Below are 23,652 nucleotides of genomic sequence, written 5' to 3'. Positions count from 1 at the left end.
TTTCGTATGAACTCGTGACGACTATGGTTTTTGAACCTTGCTGGAGGCTGGTGCGACGGCGGCAAATCGCTGATCGATGATATCGTAGACCGCATTGTCGTCGGATTCGCGCAATTCTGCGGCGCGGGCATCCATCATATGCTCCTCGAGCCGGTCCGCCTTGGTCCGCTCCTTCAGCACATTCATCTCGATAAGCGCCTGCATGCCCTCAAGCTGCTGGTCGCGCAGCGTCAGGCGACCCAGTCGCCAGGCATATTGCTGGGCAAAGGCCATATGCACCACATCGATCGAGCCGATGGCATCCACAACCTGGTCGATCGAGTGCCCGACCTCGGCGCGCACGCGCATGGCTTCCGCCAGCTCCTGCTCGGCCATCTGCTCCAGATGGCGCTGGACGGCCACGAGGCGCTTCAGTTTCTTGGATCGGCTCTGTTCCGCCATTTCGTGCCCTGCCCGCTAATGACCGTTGTAGACGCTGAGGAACGCATCGGAAAACTGGCTGATCATCGCCGCCAGACTGAGATAGAGCATGAAAAGTCCGCCCATCAGCAGATAGGGCGTAGAGATGAAGTAGACCGGGATCTGAGGTGCGAGCTTATTGATGAAGCCGATCGAAACCTGGAACATCAGGCCGTAGATCAGAAAAGGGCTGGCAAGCCGCAGCATGATGTAGGTGGTCGCCTGCAGGGTATCGGTAAAAGAGATCAGCGTCGCCTGCATCTCGATATGACCGCCGAAGGGGATCAGCGTGTAGGAATCGATAAGCGCGCGGAAAACGTAGTGGTGGAAATCCATGATGAAGAGGATCATCAGGCCGCAGAAGGTAATCACGCCGGAAATGGCGGTTTCGCTGCCGTCTTCCACCGGATCGGCACCGCCCGGAGACGTCAAACCGATCATCATGGCGATGATCGTCCCGGCGAACTGCAATCCCAGCGTATAGAGCCGGGCCATCATTCCATACATCACGCCGATCAGCGATTCGGTGGCGATCAGCATCACATATTGCGGCCCACCGAGTGAGGCCTTCGGATAGATAGTGTCCCACAGCACTGGCAGAACCGCCATCGACAGCGCCACCGCCAGCAGCACGCGAATCTGCTGCGGCACGCGGGCCGATGAGAACCCCGGGAGAACCATAACGCAGCCGCCGATGCGACAGAAGCACAAAAAGAGTGCGAGGACAGTCCCCTGAGGGTCTGTAATCATGAAATAGCGCCCAGAATCTTGATCTCGATTCCCTTGGCCAATTCCACATGCGACAGGACAGGCAGCGTCGCAAACAGGCGTTCGATGATCATGCGCACATAGGAGCGTGTTTCCGGCGACGTGACAAGTACGAAAGGCAAGCCCTTGTCCATGAATTCACGGATAACTCGCGTCGCCTGCTCGCTGAATTCCTCGAGATTGCGTGGATCGATGTCGAACTCGATGATTTCGCCCTTTGGATCGCGCTTCAATGCCTGGTGGAACACCAGATCCCATTTCGAGCCCAGCCGCAGGACGCGCAGCACACCATTGTCGGCAAGGTCGCCGCAGAGCTGCTGCGACATGCGGACCCGGACGTGCTCGACGATCTGCTCGGTCTTGCGCACATGCGGCGCCAGTTCGGCGACCGCTTCGAGGATGAGATGCAGGTTGCGGATGGACACGCGCTCGGCAAGCAGCAGCTTCAGCACGGCTTGCAGGCCCGAGTAGGACATGTGCGAGGAGCAGATCTCATCGGCGAGCTTCTTGTATTCCGGGTCGAGGCGATCGATCAGGATCTTGACGTCCTTGTAGGACAGCAGCGCCGGAAGGTTGTTCCGGATGACTTCGCTCATGTGGGTGAGCACCACCGAGACGTTGTCGATCGGCTGGAAGCCTTCGCGCTTGAGGTCTTCCGTGAAGGCTTCGAGGACCGAGACGGCCGGCATGCCGAAGGCTGGTTCGCGGATATCGTCGCCCGGAACGGTCGGCTTGCGGCCGGCGCCGGTGACCACCAGGACTTCGCCCACGCGCAGCAGGTTGGACGCGATGGTCGTGCCGTGGATTCGGATCTGGTAGGATTTGTCGGCAATGGAGATATCGTCGGTGACCTTGATCTCCGGAACCACGAAGCCGTATTGCGAGGCGAACTTCTTGCGCATCTTGCCGACGCGGAATGCCAGTTCCTGATGGGCGCCGAGCAGCCTTGTCGAGACGATCTTGCCGAGTGCCAGCTCGATCTCGGAGGTCTTGAGGACGTTCTTGACCGAATCCTTCTCGAGATCCTTGGACTGGCTGACCTTCTGTTCTTCGGCGTCGCGGCGGAGCTTGTTGAGAGCCTCTGCCTGGCGCGGGATGAACCAGGCGCCGGCGCCCATGATGCCGCCAAGTGTGATGAACGGAATGAACGGAAGTCCGGGCATGATAGCCAGCAGGCACATCATGCCGGCGGCAACGCCGAGCGCACGAGGATAGCCGCTCAGCTGGTTGACGACGGCCTGGTCGGTGGACCCTGACGTGCCGCCGCGCGAAACGAGCAGGCCGGCTGCAAGCGAGATGATCAGCGCCGGCATCTGCGCCACAAGGCCGTCACCGACCGAAAGCTTGACGAACACATCGGCCGCCTGGCCGATCGGCATGCCATGGCGGAAATAGCCGATGATGATGCCGCCGAAGATGTTGATCGAGGTGATGATCAGGCCGGCGACCGCATCGCCGCGCACGAACTTCGACGCACCGTCCATCGCGCCGAAGAAGGAACTCTCCTCTTCCAGCTCCTTGCGCCGGCGCTGTGCCTCTCGCTCGTCGATGAGGCCGGCCGAAAGGTCGGCGTCGATGGCCATCTGCTTGCCGGGAATGGCATCGAGGGTGAAGCGGGCGCCGACTTCAGCGATACGCGTTGCACCCTTGGTGATGACGATGAAGTTGATGGTGATGAGAATCAGGAAGACGATCAGTCCGATGACGAAGTCGCCGGACATGACGAGATTGGCGAAGCCTGCAATAACGCCGCCGGCCGCATAGTCGCCCTCGTAGCCATGGGCCAGGATCACGCGCGTCGTCGCGATATTCAGCGCCAGGCGGGTCATCGTGGCGATCAGAAGAATGGTCGGGAACGACGAGAATTCAAGCGGCTTCTGGATCCACAGCGCGACCATCAGGATGAGGACGGACAGCGCGATCGAGAAAGCCAGGCCCATGTCGATGAGGAACGGCGGGATCGGCAGGAACAGGATGCAGAGCATCGAGACGATGCCGACGGCAAATCCTACGTCGCGGAAACTCGGGGCGACTTTCGGCAGGGGCAGCGAAGGAGGTAACGCCATTCTTCAGGTCCGTCTCTTCATGAGAGGAGGCCGGCGGACGAACCGCTTGCCGTATTCTCCTGTCGAGTTACAGGATGAAGCTTGCGCGAGGATGGCTCACACGCCTGCAGCCCGATCTGGTCCGCTAGAAGCCAGACTGGATACGGGAAAAGACCAGATTAGTGAAAATGCCGATCTGCGAACCGACAAACGGCGCCGTGATGCCGATCGTCACGAAAACAGCGACAATCTTCGGCACGAACGTCAAGGTCGCTTCCTGAACCTGCGTCAGCGCTTGGACGAGCGCAATGACGATGCCGACGATCATCGCTGCGGCAACCGCCGGACCGGCCGATATCAGCACGGTCCAGATCGCCGCCTGAAAGATATCCAATGCATCGGCTTCGTTCATCTCGGCCAATTTCCTGTGTTCAAGGCACGCTCGCCAGCCGCGACCGCGCCAATATATTTTCGGTTTCAGTGGACCTCCACAGCAGGAGTGACTGAAGCCAGATCGAAAGCTCTATTTGGCTGTCGAAGCGGTGTCTGTCGTCGTGCTCGTGCCTGTCGGCTTCACCACTGTTCCGTCGGTGACACTGATTCCCGGCTGTATCAGGACCTTATCGCCGGCAGCGGTAATTGCAAGGATACCGTCCGAATAGACGCTGACTTCCTTGACGACGCCGGTTACCGTGGCATCGGCGCTGACGATCGTCTTGCCGACGTAGCTTGCCGCCTGGGACAGCATCTGGTTCGACAGGACAGTTTCCAGATGGGCGTTCGTCTTGATCTGCTGTTCCACCTGCGAGAAGCTGGCGAGCTGCGAGATCTGCGCGCTGGCGTCCATCGGTGACGTCGGATCCTGCGTCTTCATCTGGGCAATCAGCAGCTGAAGGAAGTCGTTGTAGTTCAGCGATGCGCTTGCCGCCGCAGTCGTCGCGTTGGTTGCTGCGGCGCTGCTTGTCCCCGTGGCGGTAGCAGTTGCCGTGGCCCCCGTCGCGGTAGCACCTGCGACGGTGCTGACTGGTGTTACCGCCATGGTGCGATTTCCCGGCGGATCTGCTCGATGGTGGCAGCCGGCATTTCCGGGCTGTTGAGGATGCTGTCTTCAACGACGTAGAGGCCGCGGATAGACTTCAGTGCATCGAATGCCTTGCCGGTCGCGACCAGCCCGTCGATGCGCTTCAGTTCGGCCAGGACTTCTTCATTCTTGAAGCAGCTGAGCAGCATGACGATCGACTTGCGGAACAGCACCGTCGACTGATCCTTGCCTTCCGGATTGATCAGGATCATCTGGGCGATGAAATAGAGCTGGCGCAATGGAGTCGTTGCGTCCTCGGGCTGGAGAACGTGGTTTTCCAGGAGGAATGTCACGTCGTTCAGGAATTCGAGAGCGACCTTGCGGTCGACGCGCAGCACGGCTCCGTTGATGAAGATCCGTTCGCCGGCTTTAAGCGATATGCGAAGTGTACTTTTCATTTAAGTCCATCCCTGATGATGGTTGTGACGTCGATGATGCCCTGGTAGTTTGTCGACTTCCGTCGCCTTATCCTGTCGCATTCCTTCAAGATCCAGATGGCGATAGAGATAAGGTTGGCACGCAGGGTGACATCAAGCTGATTTTCGGGGTTCTTGAGATCCTCGATGAAGGCAACCCAGACACGTCTTGTGTAAAAAAGTGCCTCGATCGATTCTCGACCGTATTTTTCTTTTTGCATCGCAGCCGTCAGAAGAGCGACCGACCGATCAAGGACCTGGCGTTCCCGCTCCTTTGCGTCGGCCACTGCGTCCTGCATGATTTCTGCATATGAGAACTGATACATTCATGCATCCTTCCTGGTCATTACGCCCCTTTGATCATCAAAGGTAATTTACGAGACTCAACTGCTGAATTTTCGAGACGATGGTGTAGGCAGTCTGCAGCTGGGTTTCCAAACTGTTGACCTTGGTAGATGCCTCGTACGGATCGACGCCCTGAAGGTCGACGATCCGGTTGTTTATGATGTCCTTCTGGGCACTGATGGCATCGTTCGCCTTGGTGACCCGGGACTGCGACAGGCCAAGCTGGCTGGCCTGCGCATTCATGCCGTCGATGCCTTGGCGGGCGAAGCTGATGGCGTTCGTCGTCACCGCGTTTAGCGCCGCCTTGCTGATATCGGTTCCCATCAGCGCCTTGGCGACCGTGGCCGACAGCGCCATGTAACGCATGCCGGAAGCGTTGCTGTTGGTCGACGTCTCGATCACTTCGGAGTTGTTGATCCGGCTTGTCATGTTCTGGTCGGAAGCACTCGACCAGCTGCTCCAGTTCGGGGCCGGCGACGTGTCGTCCAAGAACATCGGCTGCACCTTGGTGCTGATGAAATCGTTCATCTGGTCGGCAGTCAGGTCGCTCTTGGAAGTCACCGGTGGCGACTGGGCCGCCATGTAATCTGTCAGTGCCGACTGTATTGCTGCCGTTGCGGCCGTGGTCTGGTCGGTCACAGGCTGGACGTCGGTATTGGTACCCGCAAAGATGTACTGGCCGTTCAGCTGCGTGTTTGCGTCGGCGACGAAGGAGGAGATCGTCGATGTCGCCGTGGTCTGGGACAGCGCGATGCTGCTTGCATCCTGATTGCCCTGCAAGGCTACCAGCTGATCTAGGAACGTCTGTGACTGGCTCGTCATATCCGCAAGCCCGCTTTGCGTCGCGGTCATGCGCGCCGCCGCCGTGGAATTGCTGGCCGTAAGCGAGTCGAGACGGGAAACGTCGCGCGTCATGTCGATGCTCTGCGAGATGTTGCCACCCAGCGATACGCCCATGTCGGCGTAGACGCCAGTCGTTGCCTCCAGAGAGGCCTTGGTCATCTCGTTCTGCGACTGCTTTATCGTCAGCCGCATGGCGTTCTGAATGGCACTGCTTGAGATGGCGGAGAGTTTCATGGCTTAACCCGTCAGTTCAGTTGAAGGAGGGCAGTGAGCATATCGTTGACCGCGCTCAGGATTTTTGTGCCGGCCTTGTAGGATTGCTCGATGTCCATCATCAAAGTGAGTTCTTCGTCGAGGTTGACCCCCGTTCCGTTCGAATAGGCTTCCGTCGAGCGAGACGAGGAAGCTGCCGTATTTTCAGCTGCGGTCGATGCGGCGCTGCGTTCGCTTTCCACCCAGCCAACCGAGTTCGATGCAAAATCCATGATGCTGGAGTTGCTGTCGACACCGGCGCTCGGATCGAAGTCTATGGCCGTGCCCATTGCCGTGTCGTAGGCATCCAGCTGCGTGGAATAGCCTGCGTCGCCGGAAGTATTGTTGACGTAGTCGGTACCGTTGATACCACCATCGCGCAGAAGGTTCGGGTTTCCGTCCGCAGAGGTAATGACCGCCGGATTGACGGTGATCGAGGCCGCCATGCCGTCGATGACGGTGGCAGACGTGGGCGTGTCGCCCGGATTGCCGCCGGAGTCCGTATAAGTGAACAGGCCGGGGAGCTTGGAACCGTCCGTCGTGTTGGTCTCGGAGAACATCGTGACCAGGCCGCGGCCGATCTCGTCCAGCTGCTTCTGATAGGTCGGCGCCTCGACGTCGCGGATCTGAAGCAGCGCCTGCAGCGTACCCTTGGCCGTGGTGTTGGCGCCACTTCCCGGTGCGAGGGCAACGCCGTCGATATAAACGCTGTTGCCGGTGCTGCTGGCCGAATAGCCATTGGTCGGGGTGAAGGTGACTGCCCGGGGAAGTGTTTCAAACAGGGTCGCGCCGTCAGACGTATACAGTGCCATGTCGCCGTTGGCGCGGTTGACCGTCTTGACCCCGACTATGGAAGAGATCTGCTTGAGGACCGCATCGCGCTGGTCGAGCGCATTGCTGGCGTCTGCACCCGATCCTGTCGCCGTCTTGACGGCATCGTTGGCGGTCTGGAATTGGCCGAGCAATGAGTTCAGCGTACCGACGGTGGTAGCGATTTCCTTGTCGGCGTTGGTGCGGATGGTCTGCACCGATGCTGTCGACTGGTTCAGCGAATTGGCAACGTCCTGGGCCGCCGTTACAGCCGCCTGCGCTGTCGTGTTGCTGTTCGGGGCCGCAGCATAAGCCTGGAGAGCCTCTCGGAAATTGGCAAGGTAGGTCGACGGCGCTGTCTCGCTGTCGTTGCCGCCGATCGTCGACTGGATGTCGCCGAGGCCGGTCAGAAGCCGCTGCTGGGCGGCATCTGCCGAGGTTGACGCGAGCAGCTGGCGCTGAAGCGAAGGTTCTGCCGAGCGGGCAATCTGTACCACCGTCGCACCGTCGGCGGAGATGGTAGTCATCGCCTGACGTCGGGTGTAATCCGCGTTGCTGGAGTTGGCGATGTTGTTCGACACGACGGCGCTTTGCTTGCCCGTGTTGTTGAAGATCGCCTGCGCGGTATTGAGTGCCTGGGTGAGTGTCATGCTCGGCAGTACCTTAATTTATTATCGGACGAGGTTCACAAGAACGTCCATCAGATCCGAACCGGTCTGAAACACCTTGGAATTCGCCGTATAGCTTTTCTGTGCCTGGATCATCGTCGTCAGTTCGCCGGCGAGATCGACATTGGATTCTTCCAACGCACCTGCCTGGATGTAGCCAAGACCGCTCGACTGCGGGAAACCGGTAACCGTGACGCCTGACTGTCCATTGGCGGAGTAAACGTTGCCGCTGAGAACCGTCAGATTGTCCGGGCTCGCGACATTGGCCAGCGGAATGCGATACAGCGGCTTGCTGGTGCCGTCTGCATATTGCGCCGTTACGGTGCCATCGGTGCCGACGGTGACCTTGTTGACTGCGCTCGGTGCCTGACCGTCTGCCTTGCCGGTCGCGCCGAAAGAGGCCGCGAGCTGCGAGAAGCCGGAGATGTCGACAGCGATGTCTTGTGTACCACTGACAGCATTCGGGTCGCTGATGGCAAGCGTACCACCACTGGTAATCTTGCCGCTGGAATCGAAGACCAACGTCCCGGAGCCGACTGCTGCAGATGAATACGGAAAGGATGACGTGCCGCCGGTGGCGGCATCGGAGCCGCGATAGACCGAGACGTCCCAGGTATCAGCCGCCGTCTTCGTGTAGTAGAAGTCGTACTGCACCTTGTTGCCCTGGGTATCGTAGGCAATCAGCGAAGTCTTCTTGGTATCGGTTGTCACCGGAGCAGTGTTGCTTGCGGGCAAGTTGCCGGTGGCGACTGCGGCTGTCGAATCGAGATTGCCGGAGAACGAAGCTGTGGTCGATGCGACAGCCGTCAGGCCCTGCGATTCCGTATTGATCGGCACGAGACCATCAAAGCCGTTGACGACCACCGACGGCGAACCGGAGCCGTAGGAATAACCCATAAGGCTATAGCCCGCAGCATTGACCAGGTTGCCGTTTGCATCCGGCGAAAAGTCACCGGCGCGTGTCAGGTAAGGGGTTCCGGCCGCATCCTGGACGACGAAAAATCCTTCGCCCTGGATGGCCAAGTCCGTCGTGGACGAGGTGTAGGAGAGACCGCCCTGCTGTGAAATCGCATACTGTACCGAGGTGGCAACACCACCGGAACTGTAAGTGCCGGCCGTGGTCGGCAGGACGAGCGATGAAAAGCTTGTCGACGAGGACTTGTAGCCCGTCGTTGCCGAATTGGCGATGTTGTCGGAGACCGTGCTCAAGCGGTTTGCTTGGGCATTCATCCCCGAAACCGCCGTCTTCATGCTACCGAAAAGACTCATCTGAAATCCTCGTTTTCCCGTTATCGCAAGACTAATCAATGGGCCTTGCGTGAAGCTGTCTGGTGGGGAGAGGAAAAGCAGATCATCATGAGGCGGCTTTTCGGGTAGTTCAAAATCGACTGGAAATCATTCCCAGTCGAAGCCGCAGGCTTAGCTCCAGTCGATGCAGTAGCCAAGGAAACGCTTGGAATCGACTGGGTCGAAGCCGAGCTTCTTGCGCAGCTTCTTGCGCAGCTTGGAGATATGGCTTTCAACGACGTTCTCTTCGACTTCCTCGTCGAAGATGCCGTAGATCGCGTTGAAGATCTGCGTCTTGGTGACGCGACGTCCGCGGTTGGAAATCAGATATTCCAGGATGCGGCGCTCGCGGCGCGGCAGGGCGAAGACTTCGCCATGCACTTCCGGATCGCGACCATCGGAGAAAACCCGGATGCCACCGACGTCAGTGAAATTAGCGACTGCCTTCAGGCGACGGCGGATGGCCGCTGCCCGTGCCAGGATTTCGCGAGGGTGCACCGGCTTACGGACGACATCGTCGACACCACAATCAAAAAGTGCAAGCGTCGCTTCAAGCGAGGGGTGATCGCTGACCGCGATGACCGGCGCAAGTGTCCGATCGCGGATCGCCCGGGGAAGCTGATGTACATGCTCGCCCTGGCCGATGAGGAAGGCCTCGACTGCCGCGATATCGCTATCTGCCGCCGTCTGGACCCACTCGCCAAACTCCTTGGGGTCGAACCCCGTTGAAGGAATTCCCTCTCGCCCAAAGAGAGATGTGTAGCCGTCTTTAACAAGTCCGCGTTCGTCAACCACTACGATCATTCGCCGCCTCCGAATCAGTTGTGGATGTTTCCAATGTCGCTATGGGTACGAATCGAGCGAATCGCGAACAACTGTGGGAAGTGAGTGGCGAGAGTTAATAATTGCTTAAGTTTCACGCCCCGATTTGAACCATATCTAGTGGGTGGCGCATCATTTTAACACAAGAAAGCGGTGGAAAAATTAATACATTTTGAAGACGGCTATTGCCATGCCTTTTTCGTTCACGTTCTCGCCATATTGAGAAGCGCTAAAATGTGGCATTAATACAACTTTATCGGGGGTCATTCCCGGCAAAATGTGGCTGCGTTAGGCGTCCATTTTCCGTAACCGGTGGCGACGAGATTGGCGATCACCCGACAGACGTAAACCTTCTGCGCCGGGTTGTTGTTCGGACCAGCATGATAGCGCGCCACCGCCATCGTCCAGGTCTCGTGCTTGTCGTGCAAAACGCTCAAAAACTTGGCCGCATATTCGACATTGCTGTGGGGATCGAACATCGCCTCGACCGACGCGAAGTTCTCGCCATGAAAGTATTGGTTGATCTGCATACAACCAATATCGATCAATTTGGCACCGCTCTGATGCGCTTGCGCGAAGAGCTGCAGTGCCGCATTTTCAGATGCCGGGAAGAATGGCTTGCCTTCGATATTCATGGCGAAGGGGTAGAGAGAGCCCTTGCGCCCCGTTTCGGTCAACCCGACCGAGTAGAGTATGCCTTCGGGAATTCCGTATTTCAGCGCCGCCGCCTGGATTTCCCGCTCGCACATTCCTTCCGTGGTGGAAGCGCTGGCGTCAGAGATAGACGCCCCCGGCACGAGCCCGCTGAGCACCGCCAGCAACGCTATCGTCCGTACCCACGTTGCCTGCGCGCGAGATACCATCTTGATCACCGGCCTGTCGTCCTGAATTGTGTCTGCGAGCCTGGCCATCGCTGCCCTGCCCCTGGCTTGTGCCGGGTTGTTGCTGCTGCTGGCCCTGGGGGCTCTGCTGGTTGTTGCTCGATGTGTCCGGCGCGGTATAGGTCACGGTCATGCGATCGACGCTATAGCCCTGCTGGCGCAATGAATCGATCATCGCGCTCTGGTCGTTGCTGAGCTGCCGGTAGGCCTCGGCGGAATGGACCTTGAGATCGACGGAAAGCTGCTCGCCCGAAAGCCGCATGGTCGCGGTGACGATCCCGAGATTATCCGGATTCATCTGAATTTTCAGAGTGTTCATGACTTTGCTGGCACTTGTTGTCGCCGATGCTCCGGTCAGCGCCGCATTGGGCTGCATGGCCGCTGCCCAGTCCTTGTTGCCCGTCAGCGAATTGGCAACCAGTGCCGAATTCGAGCCATCGGCGAGGCCGACGAAGCGTCGGGAGTCGAGGACAGTGACGGTGGCCCCGGTATCGCTACCTGCCGATTTGATGTCGAGCTGAGGCGTATCGTCCGCATTCCGGCTCGCTGAGAGATCCAGCGACTGTACCTTGCCACTCGCCCGATCGACGTTGAACGTTACGGGGGCGTCACCGTCGGTAGATGTGCCGGCAACGGCATTGCCCTGGCCAGCGCTGCCCATTGACGGCGCCAGCATGGCCATGCCCACGGCAACGGCGTCGCCGCTGTCGTCCGCGGCGTCGGCCGGAAGCGCATTTGCAACAGAGGCCGCGCCGGGATCGATCTTGCCATTGCCGGTGTGGAGCTGCCCGGCTGCGGCAAGGACGCTGGCGGAGGTCTGCGCGGGGATGGCAGCGGCCGACAAACCGGCTCCGAGCAGCGACAGCACGTCAGCCACCGCGCCGCTGGCGACACTGGCGTCTGATGCATTGGCATCACCGTCCTTGCTATCGTCGGCGGCAGCGCCGCTTTTGCTGCCCTTGACGCCGGGAAGATCGCCTTTGACGGGTGTGGCGGGCTCGCCTGTCGCCGCGCCGGCAACGACATCGGCCAGCTGCTGGGCGATATCGGCGGCTGGCAATTTCACCGCAGCACCATCATCTGCAGGGACGACAAGAGCGAGGGCAGCGGGCACGGCCACCGGGGCAGCGGGCAGCGAAACGAGGGGGGCGCCGGGCACGGGTGGCGCGACCGGAGGTACGGGAAGCAACGTGCCGTCGCCGACTGGCGCCGGGGTGGCCGACCCAGTGGCCGAGTTGCTGGCTTGAAGCAGGGTATCGCCTGTCGCCTTGCCGGTATCGGGCTCAGAAGCGGTCGTGTCGACCGAACTTGTATCGGCGGCGCTGCGCTTAGACGCGGCATTCGCGTCCGTGCTGTTTCCGGAGCTGCTGAGCGCATCCTGGAACCCCTGGGAATCGCTACCCGAGCCCTTGCTCCGGCTGCTGCTTTTTGAAAGAGAAACGACATCAGACCCGGCGGAAGCGCTGGTGATACCGATACCGGCCATGGTCAATTGCCTTCCTGCTTCAAAAGTCCGTCAAGCGCGTCGAGCTTCGATTGGCTTGATGTCACGAATGTGGTGAACGAAGAGTCGGCATCCTGCCCCCCTCCATCATGGGGTTGAGCCGCGCTTGCGGCGGCTCCTTGCCCGACAGCCGCCGCAGCGGGACTTTTCGTCCCTAGCGTCTCGACGCTTGCGGCTCCATCGTGTCGGGTCTCTCCGTTAGCAGGCTTAGTGAGTGAAGCTTGCGTCAAGCTTTGCGGCTCGGGAAGCCGCGTCACCGCGTCGGCGACCGTCTTCGCAGCGTCGCGCAGCGCCCGGTCCCTGGCGTTCAACTCGCCCTCTGGAATTTCGTTGATATCGTGGGCCGCGGCGTCAGCCTTGTCCGTCGAGACATTGGCGACGCCACCGTAGAAGTTGGCAAGCTGGTTGAACGAGTCGCTGCCATCGCTCGGAATAGCCGCCGCCTGGGCCGATGCCATCCGGGCGAGATCGTTCTTGCCGGCAATCGTCGCGCTCCTGGCGATACGAAGATAGACCTCACGCTTTCGCGCCCCGTCCATGAACGAGAGGATATCGATTATGTCCTCCGGCTTTATCTCGGTGTTGTGATCGACCACGAGCTTTACGAAGAGATCGGCAAACTGGCTGGCATAGGGCGAATGCAGGAAGCGGCGGGCGTAGAGTTGCGAGTAGGTGAGGCTTTGCGGAACCATCTTTGCCTCGGTCGACAAAGCCATCGAGCGCCTGAGGGCCGCCTCTTCGACAATCGTCCCGGGGCTCGTCAGGCGCGCCCAGTCGTAGAGCTTAAGGGCAGCCTTCGGGTCTTTGGCGCTCATGACATTGGCTGCGACCAGCGACAGGTAAGGACCGATCTTCTTGTCGCGATATTCCTTGGCCGTGTCGGCCAGCGTCTTGACGATGAGCAAGCCTTTGCCACTCAGGTATTTGCGCAGGACATCTGCGACGCGATTGTCGAAATGACCGTCGACATCGCGTGCCATCAGGAATTCCAGAGTGTCCGGATTACCGCCGCTCATCGTATACACCAGCGCCGCGTCGACATTGCGGACATCGTCGAAGACGGACCTGTCGGCAGATCGCAGGCGATCGTCGATGGTCGACAGCATGAAGCGCTGCATCTCCTCGGCAGAGTGATCGCCGAGCACGACGGAATCCTGCACAAACTGCAGGGATCTCAGCATCTTGTAGGGTGCCAGGTCCTTGTCGTCGGCATGCCCTACTCCCGGCGAAAACGCGCCGAGAGCCAGGGTGAGCGTCAGCCCGTATCGATGCTTCCTGCGCGCCATGAACTATCCCTGGCTCCCCTGAACCAGGATCTCGATACGACGATTGGCGTTGTTGAACGGGTCCTCGGGCATCTTCAGGCGACGGTCCGCGAAGCCAGAGACCTGCGAAATGCGTTTCTCATCGAGGCCGCCGTGGACGAGCATGTAATAGGCGCTCTGGGCGCGGTCCAGCGACAGGCGCCAGTTGTCGCTCTCACCAGCCTTGTACTGCCGTCCGTCGGTGTGTCCGCGCAGCACGATGGCGCCGGGCCGGTCAGCGAGTATCTTGCCGATCTTCGCCATTGCCAGAACCATCTCCTTGCGCGGCACGGCTGAGCCGATGTTGAACATCGGGTCGTTGCTCTGGTCCGAAATGGTTACCAGCAACCCGCCCTCGGCAGGGGTGACGATCAGACCTTCGGCGAGTTTCCCGGCGACGCCACCGATTTCCTTCTGGATGGTCGCCTGCAGCGCCTTGGCGTCTTGCTTCTCGGCGGCGGTCGATACTGGCTTTGCCGCATCGGCAGCCTTTTCCGCGGCGGTCTCCGCAGCCTGCGCGGCATCGGCGGCTGCTTTCTCGGCAGCATCCATCGGCTTCTGCATACCCTCGGGCATCTTTTCAGGGATCGGCGGATTGTCGGGCGGCGGTTGCTGCGCCTGATCGCTGGCAGAGGCCTGCGTCTCGGGTGTCTGCGGCTTGTCGGATACCGGACCGTTGTCGGACGCGGTGGCCTTTGCCATGGCAACGACCTCGCCCTTCGGCTCGTCGTCCGTCTTGCTGGCTTCACCGCCGTCCGGTTTGGAGCTAGGAGTAACCTTTACCTGCTTCGTCCAGAAATCGGGATCGAAGGGATCCCGGTAGGCCTTGCCGCCGTCGGCGCCGGTTGCCGGACCGGAGGTGCTGGCACCGCCTTCGCCCTTGGCGCTGACATTGGCCTGCTGACCTACCTCCTGGGCGATTTCCGACAGAACCGAATAGGGGTTCTCGAAAAAATCGGCTTCGGAATAGTTGGTCTGGTCGCCGGCCGTCGACGTCTGGTCCTCGCCGGAAGCGGCCGAGGCGCCATTCGTCTGCTGGTCGGAATTTTCCTTGGATTTTTCCTGCTTCTGCTCGCCTTCCGCAGCGTCTACCGGCTTTTTCAGGCCTTTTTCGGTAGGCTTGGTATCGGCAAGCTTGATGGGATTGAAGTAGGACGCAACGGAGGCCTTGGTTTCCGCATTCGATGCATTGACCAGCCACATCACCAGGAAGAAGGCCATCAGAGCGGTCATGAAGTCGGCATAAGCGATCTTCCAGGCGCCGCCGTGGCCACCCTCGTGGTCGCCGCCGCCGTGCCGCTTGATGATGATGATTTCGTTCTTGCCGTTGTGGTGATTTTCAGCGTCGCTCATGAAAGGACGTTCCTCAGGCTATCGGCCCAGGCCGACATGCGGGTCACGAGCACGGCGTCGCCAATGGTAACGCAGAGGTCGACGTCCTGCGCCTCGACGAAGGTCAGAAGCACGCCGTCCGGATCGATCTTGGCGGCAAGGCTGTCGAACATGACGCGCCGTCCACTAACGGCAATCGGGCCCACAGCGCCGTCGAGAACCGCCGCCGTGACGCGGCCTGCGAGTTCGTCGATTGCCTTCTGCGTGAGCGTTTCGGTGAGGATCGGCGATAGCGCGCGGGCAACCTCGGCACTGACGGCGAGACCGATTGCAGTCGCCATCTGCTGGAAATTCTCGGCGATGCGCTCCACCGCTTCGGTTTCAAATTTCTGTTTCAGTTCTTCCAGCGCCGCTTCATGGGCGAGCATGATCGCGTCCAGTTCCTCCTGGTGCGCCTCGGACAACGAAAGCGTGGCTGCCTCATGCCCTTCGGCATAGGCTTCGCGACGCTCGGCCGCGAGATCGACTATCGGTAGCTCTTCCGGCTCCGGAAAGACCATGGTGTCTTCGAACGGCATGCTTCTGAGCACCGGCGCAGGGGGTGCTGCCGGGGCCGGCTGCTCCGCACCGAAGTCCTTCAGGTAACGCGATAGCATCCGGGTCATGATGCCACCCTGAATGCTTGCTGGAAAATCGCCTTCAGACGTGCGGCGGCTGGCGCCGTCGGTGGGACTTTGGTGTTCAACACGTTGATCATTCCGCTTCCGGTTCCGTCAAGCGACTGCAAATTCCGTCCGGCACGCCCAGTCGTTCGACCGACAGGTTCGTACCCGATGACGGGAAAGTAGGAGTTCAAACTTGTGCGAAGGTGAATGATGCCACCCGGCCCGTTCGATCGACCCTCAGCCGTTCTGCAGCAAGACCAGGATCTTGCTGGCCATCGTGTTTGCAATGGAAAGCGACTGGACGCCCAGTTGCTGGGCTGTCGTCAGAGACGTGACGCGCGCCGAGGCCTCTTCCATGTTGGTATCCACGAGGTCGCCGACACTGGTGTCGATGGCGTCCTGAAGACCCGCAACGAAGGTCGTCTGGCTGTCGATGCGCGCCTTAGTGACGCCCATGTTCGATGCCGCAGACGTTGCTGCCGTCAGCAGCGAATGCGTGACATTGAGCATGTCGGTCACCTGGCCGGACGTCGTGGCGGCGCTCAGCGAGATTTCCGTGCCTCCAGACGTCCCTATCGAGCCTGCCGGCGCCAGAAGATAGTAATTGCGCGCCGTGCCTGTGCCGTCGGAAGCGATGCTGTTGGCATCGACGGTCTTGGTGAGCAAGCCGCGGCTGGGATCAGCCGTGTCGATCATCAGGGACTGCGAGGAATCGTAGTCGATCGTGTTGAGCGTGACCTGGCCTGAGGTACCTCGAACGAAATTGCTGATGACCGACTGGCTCGTGTCGGCGACCCCTTGCGAATTGTACAGCCAGTTCGAACCGGCAAAGGACGCGGATTCGACGGTGGATTGCAACTGCGCCTTGAGTGCCTGGATATCCGTATTGAGCTTGTCCTTGTCGACACCCGTCTCGCTCGCGCTGACGAGCTTTGCCTGGATCTCCGTCAGCACGTCGATCACCGAGGTCATCGCCGTGTAGGCGGTGTCGACCTTGCTGGCGCCAAGCGACATCGCGTCGCCGATGGTCTTAAGGCTCGAGCTGTCCGACTTCATCGTCATGGACATCGACCAGTAGGACGGATCGTCAGCGGCAGAGCCGATACGGTAGCCGGACGACACCTGCTGCTGGGCCGTGCTCAGGTCCTTGTTGACACCGCGCAAGACAGTGAGTGCGCCAAGCGCAAAAGCGTTCGTGGTCAAGCTGCTCATGGAATGATGCCCGCGATGTGTGTGAAGGTGCCAGGCCGGGCTGACCGGCGGCGACTTTTCGGCTTCATGCCAGCCTGCGCGGATGTTCTCCGGCTTGGCCTGTCGCTTGCAACAAACTGCTGCGTATTATCATTAACAAGCGATGAAGCCACGCGGCAAGCGCTAAATCGACCTTAGCAATTGCCGCGCAAGCTACACTCAAGGCTTGGCCTCTGAGACCGCCGGATGGCGGGCCGTTATTTGAACAGCGACAGGACGTTCTGGGCGCTGCTGTTGGCGATGGACAGGGACTGGATGGCGAGCTGCTGCTGGGTTTGCAGGGCAGTCAGCTTGCTCGATTCCTCTTCCATATTGGCATCGACGAGCTTGCCGACGCCGGCATCGATCGTGTCGCCCAGCGCCGAGACAAAGTTCGTCTGCAGATCAATGCGATTGGCAAGCGAGCCCAGTTGCGATGCCGCTGTGGTCATCGCCTGCAGCGCTGATTCGACCATGGTCAGGGCCTTGTCGACCTGTCCGGAGGTCATGCCCTTGATATCGAGGCTGTAGACAGAAAATGTCGTCGCGCCAAAAAGGGAGCCGCTGCCGATGATGCCGCTGGAGGTGTTGACCTCTCCGTAGGCGTTGGAGCCGAACAGGACATTGCCCTGCGAGCTGGCATTGAAGCGATAGCTGGTGCTGTTGACCGCGACACCGCCGGTGCTGGTGCGCACGAACGACGATACGACCGAGGCTGAGGCACCGTCTGAAGCGATCATCCAGTTCTGGCCGGAGAAGGACGCGGACTCGGCAACGCTTTCCAATTGCTGCTGGAGCTGGGAGATTTCTTCCTGGACATCCTTCTTGTCGACGCTGCCTTCCTTGGCGGTGACGAGCTTGTTCTTGATGTTCTGGACCACCTCGATGGCGCTATCCATAGCCGTGTAGGCTGTATCGACTTTCGCGGCGCCAAGGCCAAGGGCGTCGGAGACAGCTGAAAGGGCGCTGTTGTCGGAGCGCATCGTGGTCGCAATCGACCAGTAGGCCGCATTGTCCGAAGCCTTGCCGACGCGATATCCGGAAGATACCCGGCTCTGCGTGTCCTGCAGGTTGGTATTGATGCTGCGCAGTGTCTGCAATGCAGACATGGCTGGAACGTTGGTAAGAATGCTGGTCATGTCGAGGTGCCCCTTGATCGGCGTGAATTAGAAGGGACATTCCGGAAGGGCCGGGAACGGAGACCGGCGTCATGCCTGTTAACAGACCATTAGGACAGGTTAACCAACCGTTGCGTTAGCTCGAGATGACACAAATTTGGTTAACAGATCGTTAACTCTGGCCTTTTTTATGTATCGTAAAAATAAAACCGCGCCCCTTGGGGCGCGGCTCAGTGATTGGCTTATGTAGTAAGGCGTACGCTTACTTGAACAGCGACAGGATGTTCTGCGAAGAGGAGTTGGCAATCGACAGCGACTGGACCGCCAGCTGCTGCTGCGTCTGCAGCGCCGAGAGCTTGCTCGATTCCTGTTCCATGTTGGCATCGACGAGCTTGCCGACACCCGAGGTGATGGCATCGCTCAGCGACGAGGCGAACGTCGTCTGGAGGTCGATACGGCTGGACAGCGAACCGAGCTGGGCAGCAGCAGTGGTCATGGCCTGCAGGGCAGATTCCACCATGTTCATCGAGCTGTCGATGCCGGAACCCGTCATGCCGCGGATATCGAGGCTGTAAACGGAGAAGTCCGAGGAGCCGATGTGTTCGGTCGTGCCCAGAATGCCGGAGCTGGTTTCGGCTTCGCCGCTACTGTTGACGCCGAACAACACGTTGCCCTGCGACCCTGTGTTGAACGAGTAGGAGGACTCTGTGACAGCGACGCCGCCCGAACCGTTGCGCACGAAGGAGGAGACGACCGAAGCAGAACCGCCGGAGGCGGCAACAACCCAGTTTGCACCGTTGAAGGAGGCCGACTCGGCAACGCTCTTCAGTTGGGCCTGGAGCTGACCGAGTTCTTCCTGGACCTTGGCCTTGTCGACACTGCCTTCCTTGGCGGTGACGAGCTTGTTCTTGATCTGGCCGACGATGTCGATGGCGCTATCCATCGCCGTGTAGGCCGTGTCGACCTTTGCAGCACCCAGACCGAGGGCGTCCGATACTGCGCCGATCGCGCCGATATCCGACTTCATTGTGGTTGCAATCGACCAATAGGCTGCGTTCTGGGAAGCGTTGGAAATACGCAGGCCCGAAGAGACAGCGCTCTGGGTCGACTGGAGACTGCTGTTGATTCCACGCAATGTGGAAAGGGCTGCCATCGCAGCATTATTGGTGTTGATGCTCGTCATAAGATTTTTGCCCCTTGGCGGCGTGATTAAAAGGGACATTCCGGGTCTGTGCCGGAAACAGCTTTCAGCATCATGCCTAGCAACCCAAATCGCAGAGGTTAACTTGCCGTTTCAATGACCCTAGATGACACCATCATGGTTAATGAAAACTGAACACCTGATGAAAATTTAGATAAAAAAACCGCGCCTTAGCGGGGCGCGGTTAACCTATTTTTAAGAGTTCGACCAGCGGCCGAAGCTTTTACCCTGCGGCGCTTAACGGAAGAGCGACAGGATGCTCTGCGACGAGGAGTTGGCGATCGACAGCGACTGGACGGCCAGCTGCTGCTGCGTCTGCAGGGCAGACAACTTGCTCGATTCCTGTTCCATGTTGGCATCGACCAGCTTGCCAACACCCGAGGTGATGGAGTCGCTGAGCGAAGAGGCAAACGATGTCTGCAGATCGATGCGGCTCGACAGCGAACCCAGCTGTGCAGCAGCACTCGTCATGGCAGACAGAGCAGCTTCAACCATGTTCATGGCGCTATCGATGCCGGCGCCTGTCATGCCCTTGATGTCAAGGCTGTAGACCGAGAAGCTCGACGAGCCGATTGTCTCGGCGGAGCCGAGGATACCGGTGGTCAGGTTGGCACCGCCGGAGCCGTCGGAGCCGAACAGGACGTTGCCCTGCGAGCTGGCGTCGAAGGCAAAGGCCGACGTGGTGACGGAAACGCCGCCGGAAGCATTACGAACGAAGGAAGACACGACCGAAGCGGAACCGCCGGAAGCTGCAACGACCCAGTTTTCGCCGTTGAACGAAGCAGACGTGGCAACGCTCTTCAGCTGCGCCTGCAGCTGGGTGAGTTCGCCCTGGACCTTGGACTTGTCGACGCTGCCTTCCTTGGCAGTGACGAGCTTGTCCTTGATCTGGCTGACGATGGAGATCGAGCTGTCCATGGCAGTATAGGCTGTGTCGACCTTGGCAGCACCGAGGCCGAGGGCGTCGGATACGGCACCGAGGGCGCCGACGTCGGACTTCATCGTGGTAGCGACCGACCAATAGGTAGCGTTGTCGGCAGCCTTGGAAATGCGCAGGCCTGTCGAAACGGCGGTCTGCGTGTTCGTCAAATTGGCATTGACATTGCGCAGTGTCTGCAGAGCGGACATTGCTGCATTGTTGGTGTTGATGCTCGTCATAGGATTCATTGCCCCTTTGGCACTGGTTAATAGAAGGGACATTCCGGGTCAGGGCCGGAAACGGCATCCAGCATCATGCCTGTTAACCTTTAATGTTAGGGTTAACTCACCGTTTCATAGGCCTAGATGACACCAATACAGTTAAGGAAAGAAGAACGTCAAAGAAGAAATAGATTAAAAAAACCGCGCCTTAGAGAGGCGCGGTTAATTCTTTGTTTAGGAAGGTTTACCGATCGCGAACGATCGGTATTTTTAGCCTTAACGGAAGAGCGACAGGATGCTCTGCGACGAGGAGTTAGCGATCGACAGCGACTGGATGGCCAGCTGCTGCTGTGTCTGCAGGGCAGACAGCTTGCTCGATTCTTCTTCCATGTTGGCGTCGACCAGCTTGCCAACACCCGAGGTGATGGCGTCGCTCAGCGACGATGCAAACGTCGTCTGCAGGTCGATACGGCTGGACAGCGAACCCAGCTGTGCAGCAGCGCTTGTCATCGACGACAGAGCTGTTTCCACCATGTTCATGGCGCTGTCGATCTGGCCGCCGGTCATGCCGGAGATATCGAGGCTGGCGACCGAGAAGTTGCCGGCGCTGGTGTCCTTGGTGCCGAGAATGCCCGACGTCAGATCGATGCTGCCACCGCTCGAACCGAACAGAACGTTGCCCTTTGCACCTGCGTTGAAGGTGTAGCTTGCGGAAGATACCGACACACCGCCCGAGGAATTGCGAACGAAGGAAGAGACGACCGAAGCATCGCCACCGGAAGCGGCAACGACCCAGTTTTCGCCGTTGAACGAAGCCGACTGGGCAACGCTCTTCAGCTGCGCCTGGAGCTGGGTAAGTTCAGCCTGAACCTTGGTCTTGTCGACGCTGCCTTCCTTGGCAGTGACGAGCTTGTCCTTGATCTGGCCGACAATGTCGATGGCGCTGTCCATTGCGGTGTAGGCTGTGTCGACCTTTGCAGCACCGAGACCGAGCGTATCGGAGACGGCACTGAGGGCGCCGACGTCAGACTTCATCGTCGTGGCAACCGACCAGTATGTGGCATTGTCGGAGGCCTTGGAAATGCGCAGGCCGGTAGAAACAGCGGTCTGCGTGCTGTTCAGGTTGGTGTTGACATTCCGCAGTGTCTGCAGTGCTGCCATTGCGGAGTTGTTGGTCTGAATACTCGTCATTAGGCTTGTCCCCTGGACTGGATACAAATGGAGGGACATTACCGGACTTCTTTACCGGCGATCACGGAGCGGCTTCATGCCTCGGTGCCATCGCAATGGACACCAAACCCGTCATGTGTGATCAAAATCACATCTATTTATTTCCAACTACTTAAATCCTTTTGGAACCGCCGGAGTCCTTGGAGTCATCATTAACGACTGCTGAATCCGCTAATTTACGCTCCGGCCTGACGCAAGGTCCGGGCGCCATTATGGCACTCGAATCTCTGGAGACGGGCGTCGTCCGTCCCTGACTATCATCACGATCCGCGTGGAGTTTGGCTCTTGAATTACAAAGCTGCTTTTTCGATCGCCTCCGATCACTACCGAAAAGGCCACTACACGCGGGCCCTCGAGGCGCTCAACGCGCTGATCGACGTCGATACCTCGCCGAAGACCTACGCCCTGCTTGGGAAGACACTGCAGAAACTCGGCTTCAAATCCGAGGCGGCCAGTTCGTTCGAACTCGCGGGTCGCCAGAAGCCCGTGCGGGAGGAATATCTGCGCGAGGCCCTGCTGCTGCACTTCGAGAGCGGCAATGAAGACGCAGCACTAGCCATCGGCTCGCTGATCTTCCCTTTGGCGCTCAAGGACCCCGACGTGGCCTATGTGCTGGCCACCATCCTGCTCGCGCGACAGCAGAAGGCACTGCTGGGCGGCCTCAAGAAAATCCTGGCAGACGGGTTGCACCTGCGCCATCTGACGCTGGCGGCCAAGCTTCTCAGCGACGATCTCTACGACGATGGCAACCGCCATATCGCGACAACGCTTTTCAAGCGATATCCCGACAACATCACCTTCCGGACGCTCAGCCTGATCTTCAGCCGCGAGTTCTCGGATCTTGCCACCATCGATATCCAGGCAGCACCCGTTTATGCGGCAACGGCTGCGGGCAAGCTCGACTACGTCCGCTACGACAACCCCTTCTTCCACCTGCACTGGTGTGGCGACGAGGCGCTGAACAAGCTCGCGGTGCACGATTCGTCGCCGATAGCCGAAGGACACAGCGACAAGCGCCGCAAGATGCCGCACACATGGGGCGAGAAGATCCGCCTCGGCTATCTGTCATCGGACTTCTGGCCTGGCCATGCGACGATGAAGCTGATGCAGCGTGTTCTCGAGTTGCAGGACAGGGATCGCTTCGAGATCGTCCTGTTCGACCATTCTCCGCTGGACAGCCAGCAGGCTCAACCTTTCGATTTTTCCAAATGGGGCCGTGTCGTCGATGTCCGCGACATGAGCGACAAGGCAGCAGCCGATCTCATCCGGTCGCACAACATCGACATTCTCGTCGATCTCAAGGGCCACACCAAGGATACCAGGGCAAAGATCCTCAACCACATGCCGGCGCCGATCCAGGTAGCCTGGCTTGGCTTTCCCGGCACGACCGTCAACATCGACCTCGACTACATCATCGGCGACCACTATGTGCTTCCCGATCACTCCAAGGCGCATTTCCACGAAAAGTTCTGCAGGTTGCCGGAATGCTACCAGCCGAACGATCCGACCCATCGCCCGAAGCCGCGCCCGACCAGCCGTGCCAAGCACGGCCTGCCGGAAGACGCTTTCGTGTTTGCGTCATTCAACGGCAACCGCAAGATTACCTCCCAGATGGTCGACGTCTGGTGCAATATCCTCAGGCGAACCAAGAACACCGTGCTCTGGATCATCTGCAACGGACCGCGCGCGGAAGCCAATCTTTCCGCCCGCTTCGAGGCACGCGGCATTCATCGCAAGCGCATCGTATTCACCACCCGCATCCGCTATGACGAGCATATCGACCGCCAGGCGCTGGCCGACCTCGGCATCGATACCTTTCCGGTCAACGGCCATACAACGACGTCCGAACAGCTCTGGGGCGGCCTGCCCGTCCTCACTCTCAAGGGTACGAACTTCGCCTCCAGGGTCAGCGAGAGCCTGCTGAATGCCATCGGCGTACCCGAACTGGTTGCCCCGGACATGCAGGGCTACGAGGACATGGCCGTTGCGCTGGCCAACGATCGCGCTCGCGTGCAGGAATACAAGGAACGGCTGATCCGCAACCGCTACGTCATGCCGCTGTTCGACGCGGAGCGCTTCTGCGATCACCTGCAGATGGCTTTTGAAACGATGTACGAGCGCGGCAGACAGGGGCTGGAGCCGGAGCACTTCGATGTACCTGCCCTGCCCCCGCGCACCGTGCCGTTCATGGTAGAGGACGAAAACCCGCACGCTATCGCCGCAGAATAGTTCGCACGCGCCGGGGGATACT

At 59.5% G+C, this 23,652-nt stretch carries 22 protein-coding genes; 1 reads left to right on the top strand and 21 read right to left on the bottom strand.

What is annotated here, in order from left to right:
* Nucleotides 1–21: 21 nt before the first annotated feature.
* The 21 genes from J5289_RS05380 to J5289_RS05280 form a co-directional block, all read right to left on the bottom strand.
* Nucleotides 22–441: a hypothetical protein gene (locus J5289_RS05380; protein ID WP_142824029.1), complete on the bottom strand. Its 420-nt coding sequence runs from the start codon at nt 439–441 to the stop codon at nt 22–24.
* A 15-nt stretch (nt 442–456) separates the two neighbouring features.
* Nucleotides 457–1,209, bottom strand: coding sequence for a flagellar biosynthetic protein FliR (fliR, locus tag J5289_RS05375; protein WP_142824028.1), 753 nt, complete (start codon nt 1,207–1,209; stop codon nt 457–459).
* Nucleotides 1,206–3,293: a flagellar biosynthesis protein FlhA gene (flhA, locus tag J5289_RS05370; protein ID WP_142824027.1), complete on the bottom strand. Its 2,088-nt coding sequence runs from the start codon at nt 3,291–3,293 to the stop codon at nt 1,206–1,208. Before flhA ends, fliR begins: the two co-directional genes overlap by 4 nt.
* A 124-nt stretch (nt 3,294–3,417) precedes the next feature.
* A complete protein-coding gene (gene fliQ / locus J5289_RS05365; RefSeq protein ID WP_111216865.1) occupies nt 3,418–3,684 on the bottom strand; it encodes a flagellar biosynthesis protein FliQ in 267 nt (88 codons plus the stop codon).
* Nucleotides 3,685–3,795: 111 nt separating this feature from the next.
* Nucleotides 3,796–4,311, bottom strand: a complete 516-nt coding sequence (gene flgD, locus J5289_RS05360) for a flagellar hook assembly protein FlgD (protein WP_142824026.1) — start codon at nt 4,309–4,311, stop codon at nt 3,796–3,798.
* On the bottom strand, nt 4,302–4,751 hold the full coding sequence (flbT, locus tag J5289_RS05355) for a flagellar biosynthesis repressor FlbT (RefSeq protein WP_111216862.1): 450 nt from the start codon (nt 4,749–4,751) through the stop codon (nt 4,302–4,304). The genes flgD and flbT overlap by 10 nt, the downstream gene beginning before the upstream one ends.
* Nucleotides 4,748–5,095, bottom strand: coding sequence for a flagellar biosynthesis regulator FlaF (gene flaF / locus J5289_RS05350; RefSeq protein ID WP_111216860.1), 348 nt, complete (start codon nt 5,093–5,095; stop codon nt 4,748–4,750). The genes flbT and flaF overlap by 4 nt, the downstream gene beginning before the upstream one ends.
* 37 nt (nt 5,096–5,132) lie before the next feature.
* Nucleotides 5,133–6,191, bottom strand: coding sequence for a flagellar hook-associated family protein (locus J5289_RS05345; RefSeq protein WP_209182856.1), 1,059 nt, complete (start codon nt 6,189–6,191; stop codon nt 5,133–5,135).
* Between the two features lie 11 nt (nt 6,192–6,202).
* Complete coding sequence (flgK, locus tag J5289_RS05340) at nt 6,203–7,669, bottom strand: flagellar hook-associated protein FlgK (protein WP_209182855.1); 1,467 nt, start codon at nt 7,667–7,669, stop codon at nt 6,203–6,205.
* A 21-nt stretch (nt 7,670–7,690) separates the two neighbouring features.
* The gene (locus J5289_RS05335) at nt 7,691–8,956 is read right to left on the bottom strand and encodes a flagellar hook protein FlgE (protein ID WP_209182854.1); all 1,266 of its coding nucleotides are present in this window, start codon (nt 8,954–8,956) and stop codon (nt 7,691–7,693) included.
* A gap of 150 nt (nt 8,957–9,106) precedes the next feature.
* Nucleotides 9,107–9,778 (bottom strand): transcriptional activator Rem, encoded by a 672-nt coding sequence (gene rem, locus J5289_RS05330; protein WP_209182853.1) that lies wholly within the window; start codon nt 9,776–9,778, stop codon nt 9,107–9,109.
* A gap of 281 nt (nt 9,779–10,059) precedes the next feature.
* Entirely contained in the window at nt 10,060–10,659 is a 600-nt protein-coding gene (locus J5289_RS05325) for a transglycosylase SLT domain-containing protein (RefSeq protein ID WP_142824451.1), read from the bottom strand.
* A complete protein-coding gene (locus tag J5289_RS05320; protein ID WP_209187331.1) occupies nt 10,571–12,163 on the bottom strand; it encodes a flagellar hook-length control protein FliK in 1,593 nt (530 codons plus the stop codon). The genes J5289_RS05325 and J5289_RS05320 overlap by 89 nt, the downstream gene beginning before the upstream one ends.
* A 2-nt stretch (nt 12,164–12,165) precedes the next feature.
* Nucleotides 12,166–13,467 carry a chemotaxis protein MotC gene (gene motC, locus J5289_RS05315; protein ID WP_209182828.1) on the bottom strand — a complete coding sequence of 434 codons (1,302 nt, stop codon included), beginning with the start codon at nt 13,465–13,467 and terminating at the stop codon, nt 12,166–12,168.
* 3 nt (nt 13,468–13,470) lie between these two features.
* On the bottom strand, nt 13,471–14,838 hold the full coding sequence (locus J5289_RS05310) for a MotB family protein (RefSeq protein WP_209182827.1): 1,368 nt from the start codon (nt 14,836–14,838) through the stop codon (nt 13,471–13,473).
* Nucleotides 14,835–15,482: a hypothetical protein gene (locus J5289_RS05305; RefSeq protein WP_209182826.1), complete on the bottom strand. Its 648-nt coding sequence runs from the start codon at nt 15,480–15,482 to the stop codon at nt 14,835–14,837. Before J5289_RS05305 ends, J5289_RS05310 begins: the two co-directional genes overlap by 4 nt.
* A gap of 237 nt (nt 15,483–15,719) precedes the next feature.
* Nucleotides 15,720–16,694 (bottom strand): flagellin, encoded by a 975-nt coding sequence (locus J5289_RS05300; RefSeq protein WP_209182825.1) that lies wholly within the window; start codon nt 16,692–16,694, stop codon nt 15,720–15,722.
* A gap of 236 nt (nt 16,695–16,930) precedes the next feature.
* Nucleotides 16,931–17,851 carry a flagellin gene (locus J5289_RS05295; protein WP_142824016.1) on the bottom strand — a complete coding sequence of 307 codons (921 nt, stop codon included), beginning with the start codon at nt 17,849–17,851 and terminating at the stop codon, nt 16,931–16,933.
* Nucleotides 17,852–18,092: 241 nt separating this feature from the next.
* Entirely contained in the window at nt 18,093–19,013 is a 921-nt protein-coding gene (locus J5289_RS05290; protein WP_142824015.1) for a flagellin, read from the bottom strand.
* 255 nt (nt 19,014–19,268) lie between these two features.
* Nucleotides 19,269–20,189: a flagellin gene (locus J5289_RS05285; protein ID WP_142824014.1), complete on the bottom strand. Its 921-nt coding sequence runs from the start codon at nt 20,187–20,189 to the stop codon at nt 19,269–19,271.
* 258 nt (nt 20,190–20,447) lie between these two features.
* Nucleotides 20,448–21,362 carry a flagellin gene (locus J5289_RS05280; RefSeq protein ID WP_142824013.1) on the bottom strand — a complete coding sequence of 305 codons (915 nt, stop codon included), beginning with the start codon at nt 21,360–21,362 and terminating at the stop codon, nt 20,448–20,450.
* Between the two features lie 324 nt (nt 21,363–21,686).
* Here J5289_RS05280 and J5289_RS05275 point away from each other — a divergent pair, with 324 nt between their 5' ends.
* Nucleotides 21,687–23,630, top strand: a complete 1,944-nt coding sequence (locus tag J5289_RS05275) for a glycosyl transferase (protein WP_209182824.1) — start codon at nt 21,687–21,689, stop codon at nt 23,628–23,630.
* Nucleotides 23,631–23,652 lie beyond the last annotated feature (22 nt).

The sequence above is a fragment of the Rhizobium sp. B230/85 genome (genome assembly GCF_019355735.1).
Classification (GTDB): domain Bacteria; phylum Pseudomonadota; class Alphaproteobacteria; order Rhizobiales; family Rhizobiaceae; genus Rhizobium; species Rhizobium rhododendri.
The sequence above is the reverse complement of the archived record's forward strand: the minus strand, read 5'-3'. Positions and strand labels throughout refer to the sequence as shown.

What these genes read in the sequence shown, in the direction of transcription:
- J5289_RS05380 (WP_142824029.1), bottom strand. Translation starts at nt 441, where the DNA reads ATGGCGGAACAGAGCCGATCCAAGAAACTGAAGCGCCTCGTGGCCGTC.
- fliR (WP_142824028.1), bottom strand. Translation starts at nt 1,209, where the DNA reads ATGATTACAGACCCTCAGGGGACTGTCCTCGCACTCTTTTTGTGCTTC.
- flhA (WP_142824027.1), bottom strand. Translation starts at nt 3,293, where the DNA reads ATGGCGTTACCTCCTTCGCTGCCCCTGCCGAAAGTCGCCCCGAGTTTC.
- fliQ (WP_111216865.1), bottom strand. Translation starts at nt 3,684, where the DNA reads ATGAACGAAGCCGATGCATTGGATATCTTTCAGGCGGCGATCTGGACC.
- flgD (WP_142824026.1), bottom strand. Translation starts at nt 4,311, where the DNA reads ATGGCGGTAACACCAGTCAGCACCGTCGCAGGTGCTACCGCGACGGGG.
- flbT (WP_111216862.1), bottom strand. Translation starts at nt 4,751, where the DNA reads ATGAAAAGTACACTTCGCATATCGCTTAAAGCCGGCGAACGGATCTTC.
- flaF (WP_111216860.1), bottom strand. Translation starts at nt 5,095, where the DNA reads ATGTATCAGTTCTCATATGCAGAAATCATGCAGGACGCAGTGGCCGAC.
- J5289_RS05345 (WP_209182856.1), bottom strand. Translation starts at nt 6,191, where the DNA reads ATGAAACTCTCCGCCATCTCAAGCAGTGCCATTCAGAACGCCATGCGG.
- flgK (WP_209182855.1), bottom strand. Translation starts at nt 7,669, where the DNA reads ATGACACTCACCCAGGCACTCAATACCGCGCAGGCGATCTTCAACAAC.
- J5289_RS05335 (WP_209182854.1), bottom strand. Translation starts at nt 8,956, where the DNA reads ATGAGTCTTTTCGGTAGCATGAAGACGGCGGTTTCGGGGATGAATGCC.
- rem (WP_209182853.1), bottom strand. Translation starts at nt 9,778, where the DNA reads ATGATCGTAGTGGTTGACGAACGCGGACTTGTTAAAGACGGCTACACA.
- J5289_RS05325 (WP_142824451.1), bottom strand. Translation starts at nt 10,659, where the DNA reads ATGGTATCTCGCGCGCAGGCAACGTGGGTACGGACGATAGCGTTGCTG.
- J5289_RS05320 (WP_209187331.1), bottom strand. Translation starts at nt 12,163, where the DNA reads ATGGCCGGTATCGGTATCACCAGCGCTTCCGCCGGGTCTGATGTCGTT.
- motC (WP_209182828.1), bottom strand. Translation starts at nt 13,467, where the DNA reads ATGGCGCGCAGGAAGCATCGATACGGGCTGACGCTCACCCTGGCTCTC.
- J5289_RS05310 (WP_209182827.1), bottom strand. Translation starts at nt 14,838, where the DNA reads ATGAGCGACGCTGAAAATCACCACAACGGCAAGAACGAAATCATCATC.
- J5289_RS05305 (WP_209182826.1), bottom strand. Translation starts at nt 15,482, where the DNA reads ATGACCCGGATGCTATCGCGTTACCTGAAGGACTTCGGTGCGGAGCAG.
- J5289_RS05300 (WP_209182825.1), bottom strand. Translation starts at nt 16,694, where the DNA reads ATGAGCAGCTTGACCACGAACGCTTTTGCGCTTGGCGCACTCACTGTC.
- J5289_RS05295 (WP_142824016.1), bottom strand. Translation starts at nt 17,851, where the DNA reads ATGACCAGCATTCTTACCAACGTTCCAGCCATGTCTGCATTGCAGACA.
- J5289_RS05290 (WP_142824015.1), bottom strand. Translation starts at nt 19,013, where the DNA reads ATGACGAGCATCAACACCAATAATGCTGCGATGGCAGCCCTTTCCACA.
- J5289_RS05285 (WP_142824014.1), bottom strand. Translation starts at nt 20,189, where the DNA reads ATGACGAGCATCAACACCAACAATGCAGCAATGTCCGCTCTGCAGACA.
- J5289_RS05280 (WP_142824013.1), bottom strand. Translation starts at nt 21,362, where the DNA reads ATGACGAGTATTCAGACCAACAACTCCGCAATGGCAGCACTGCAGACA.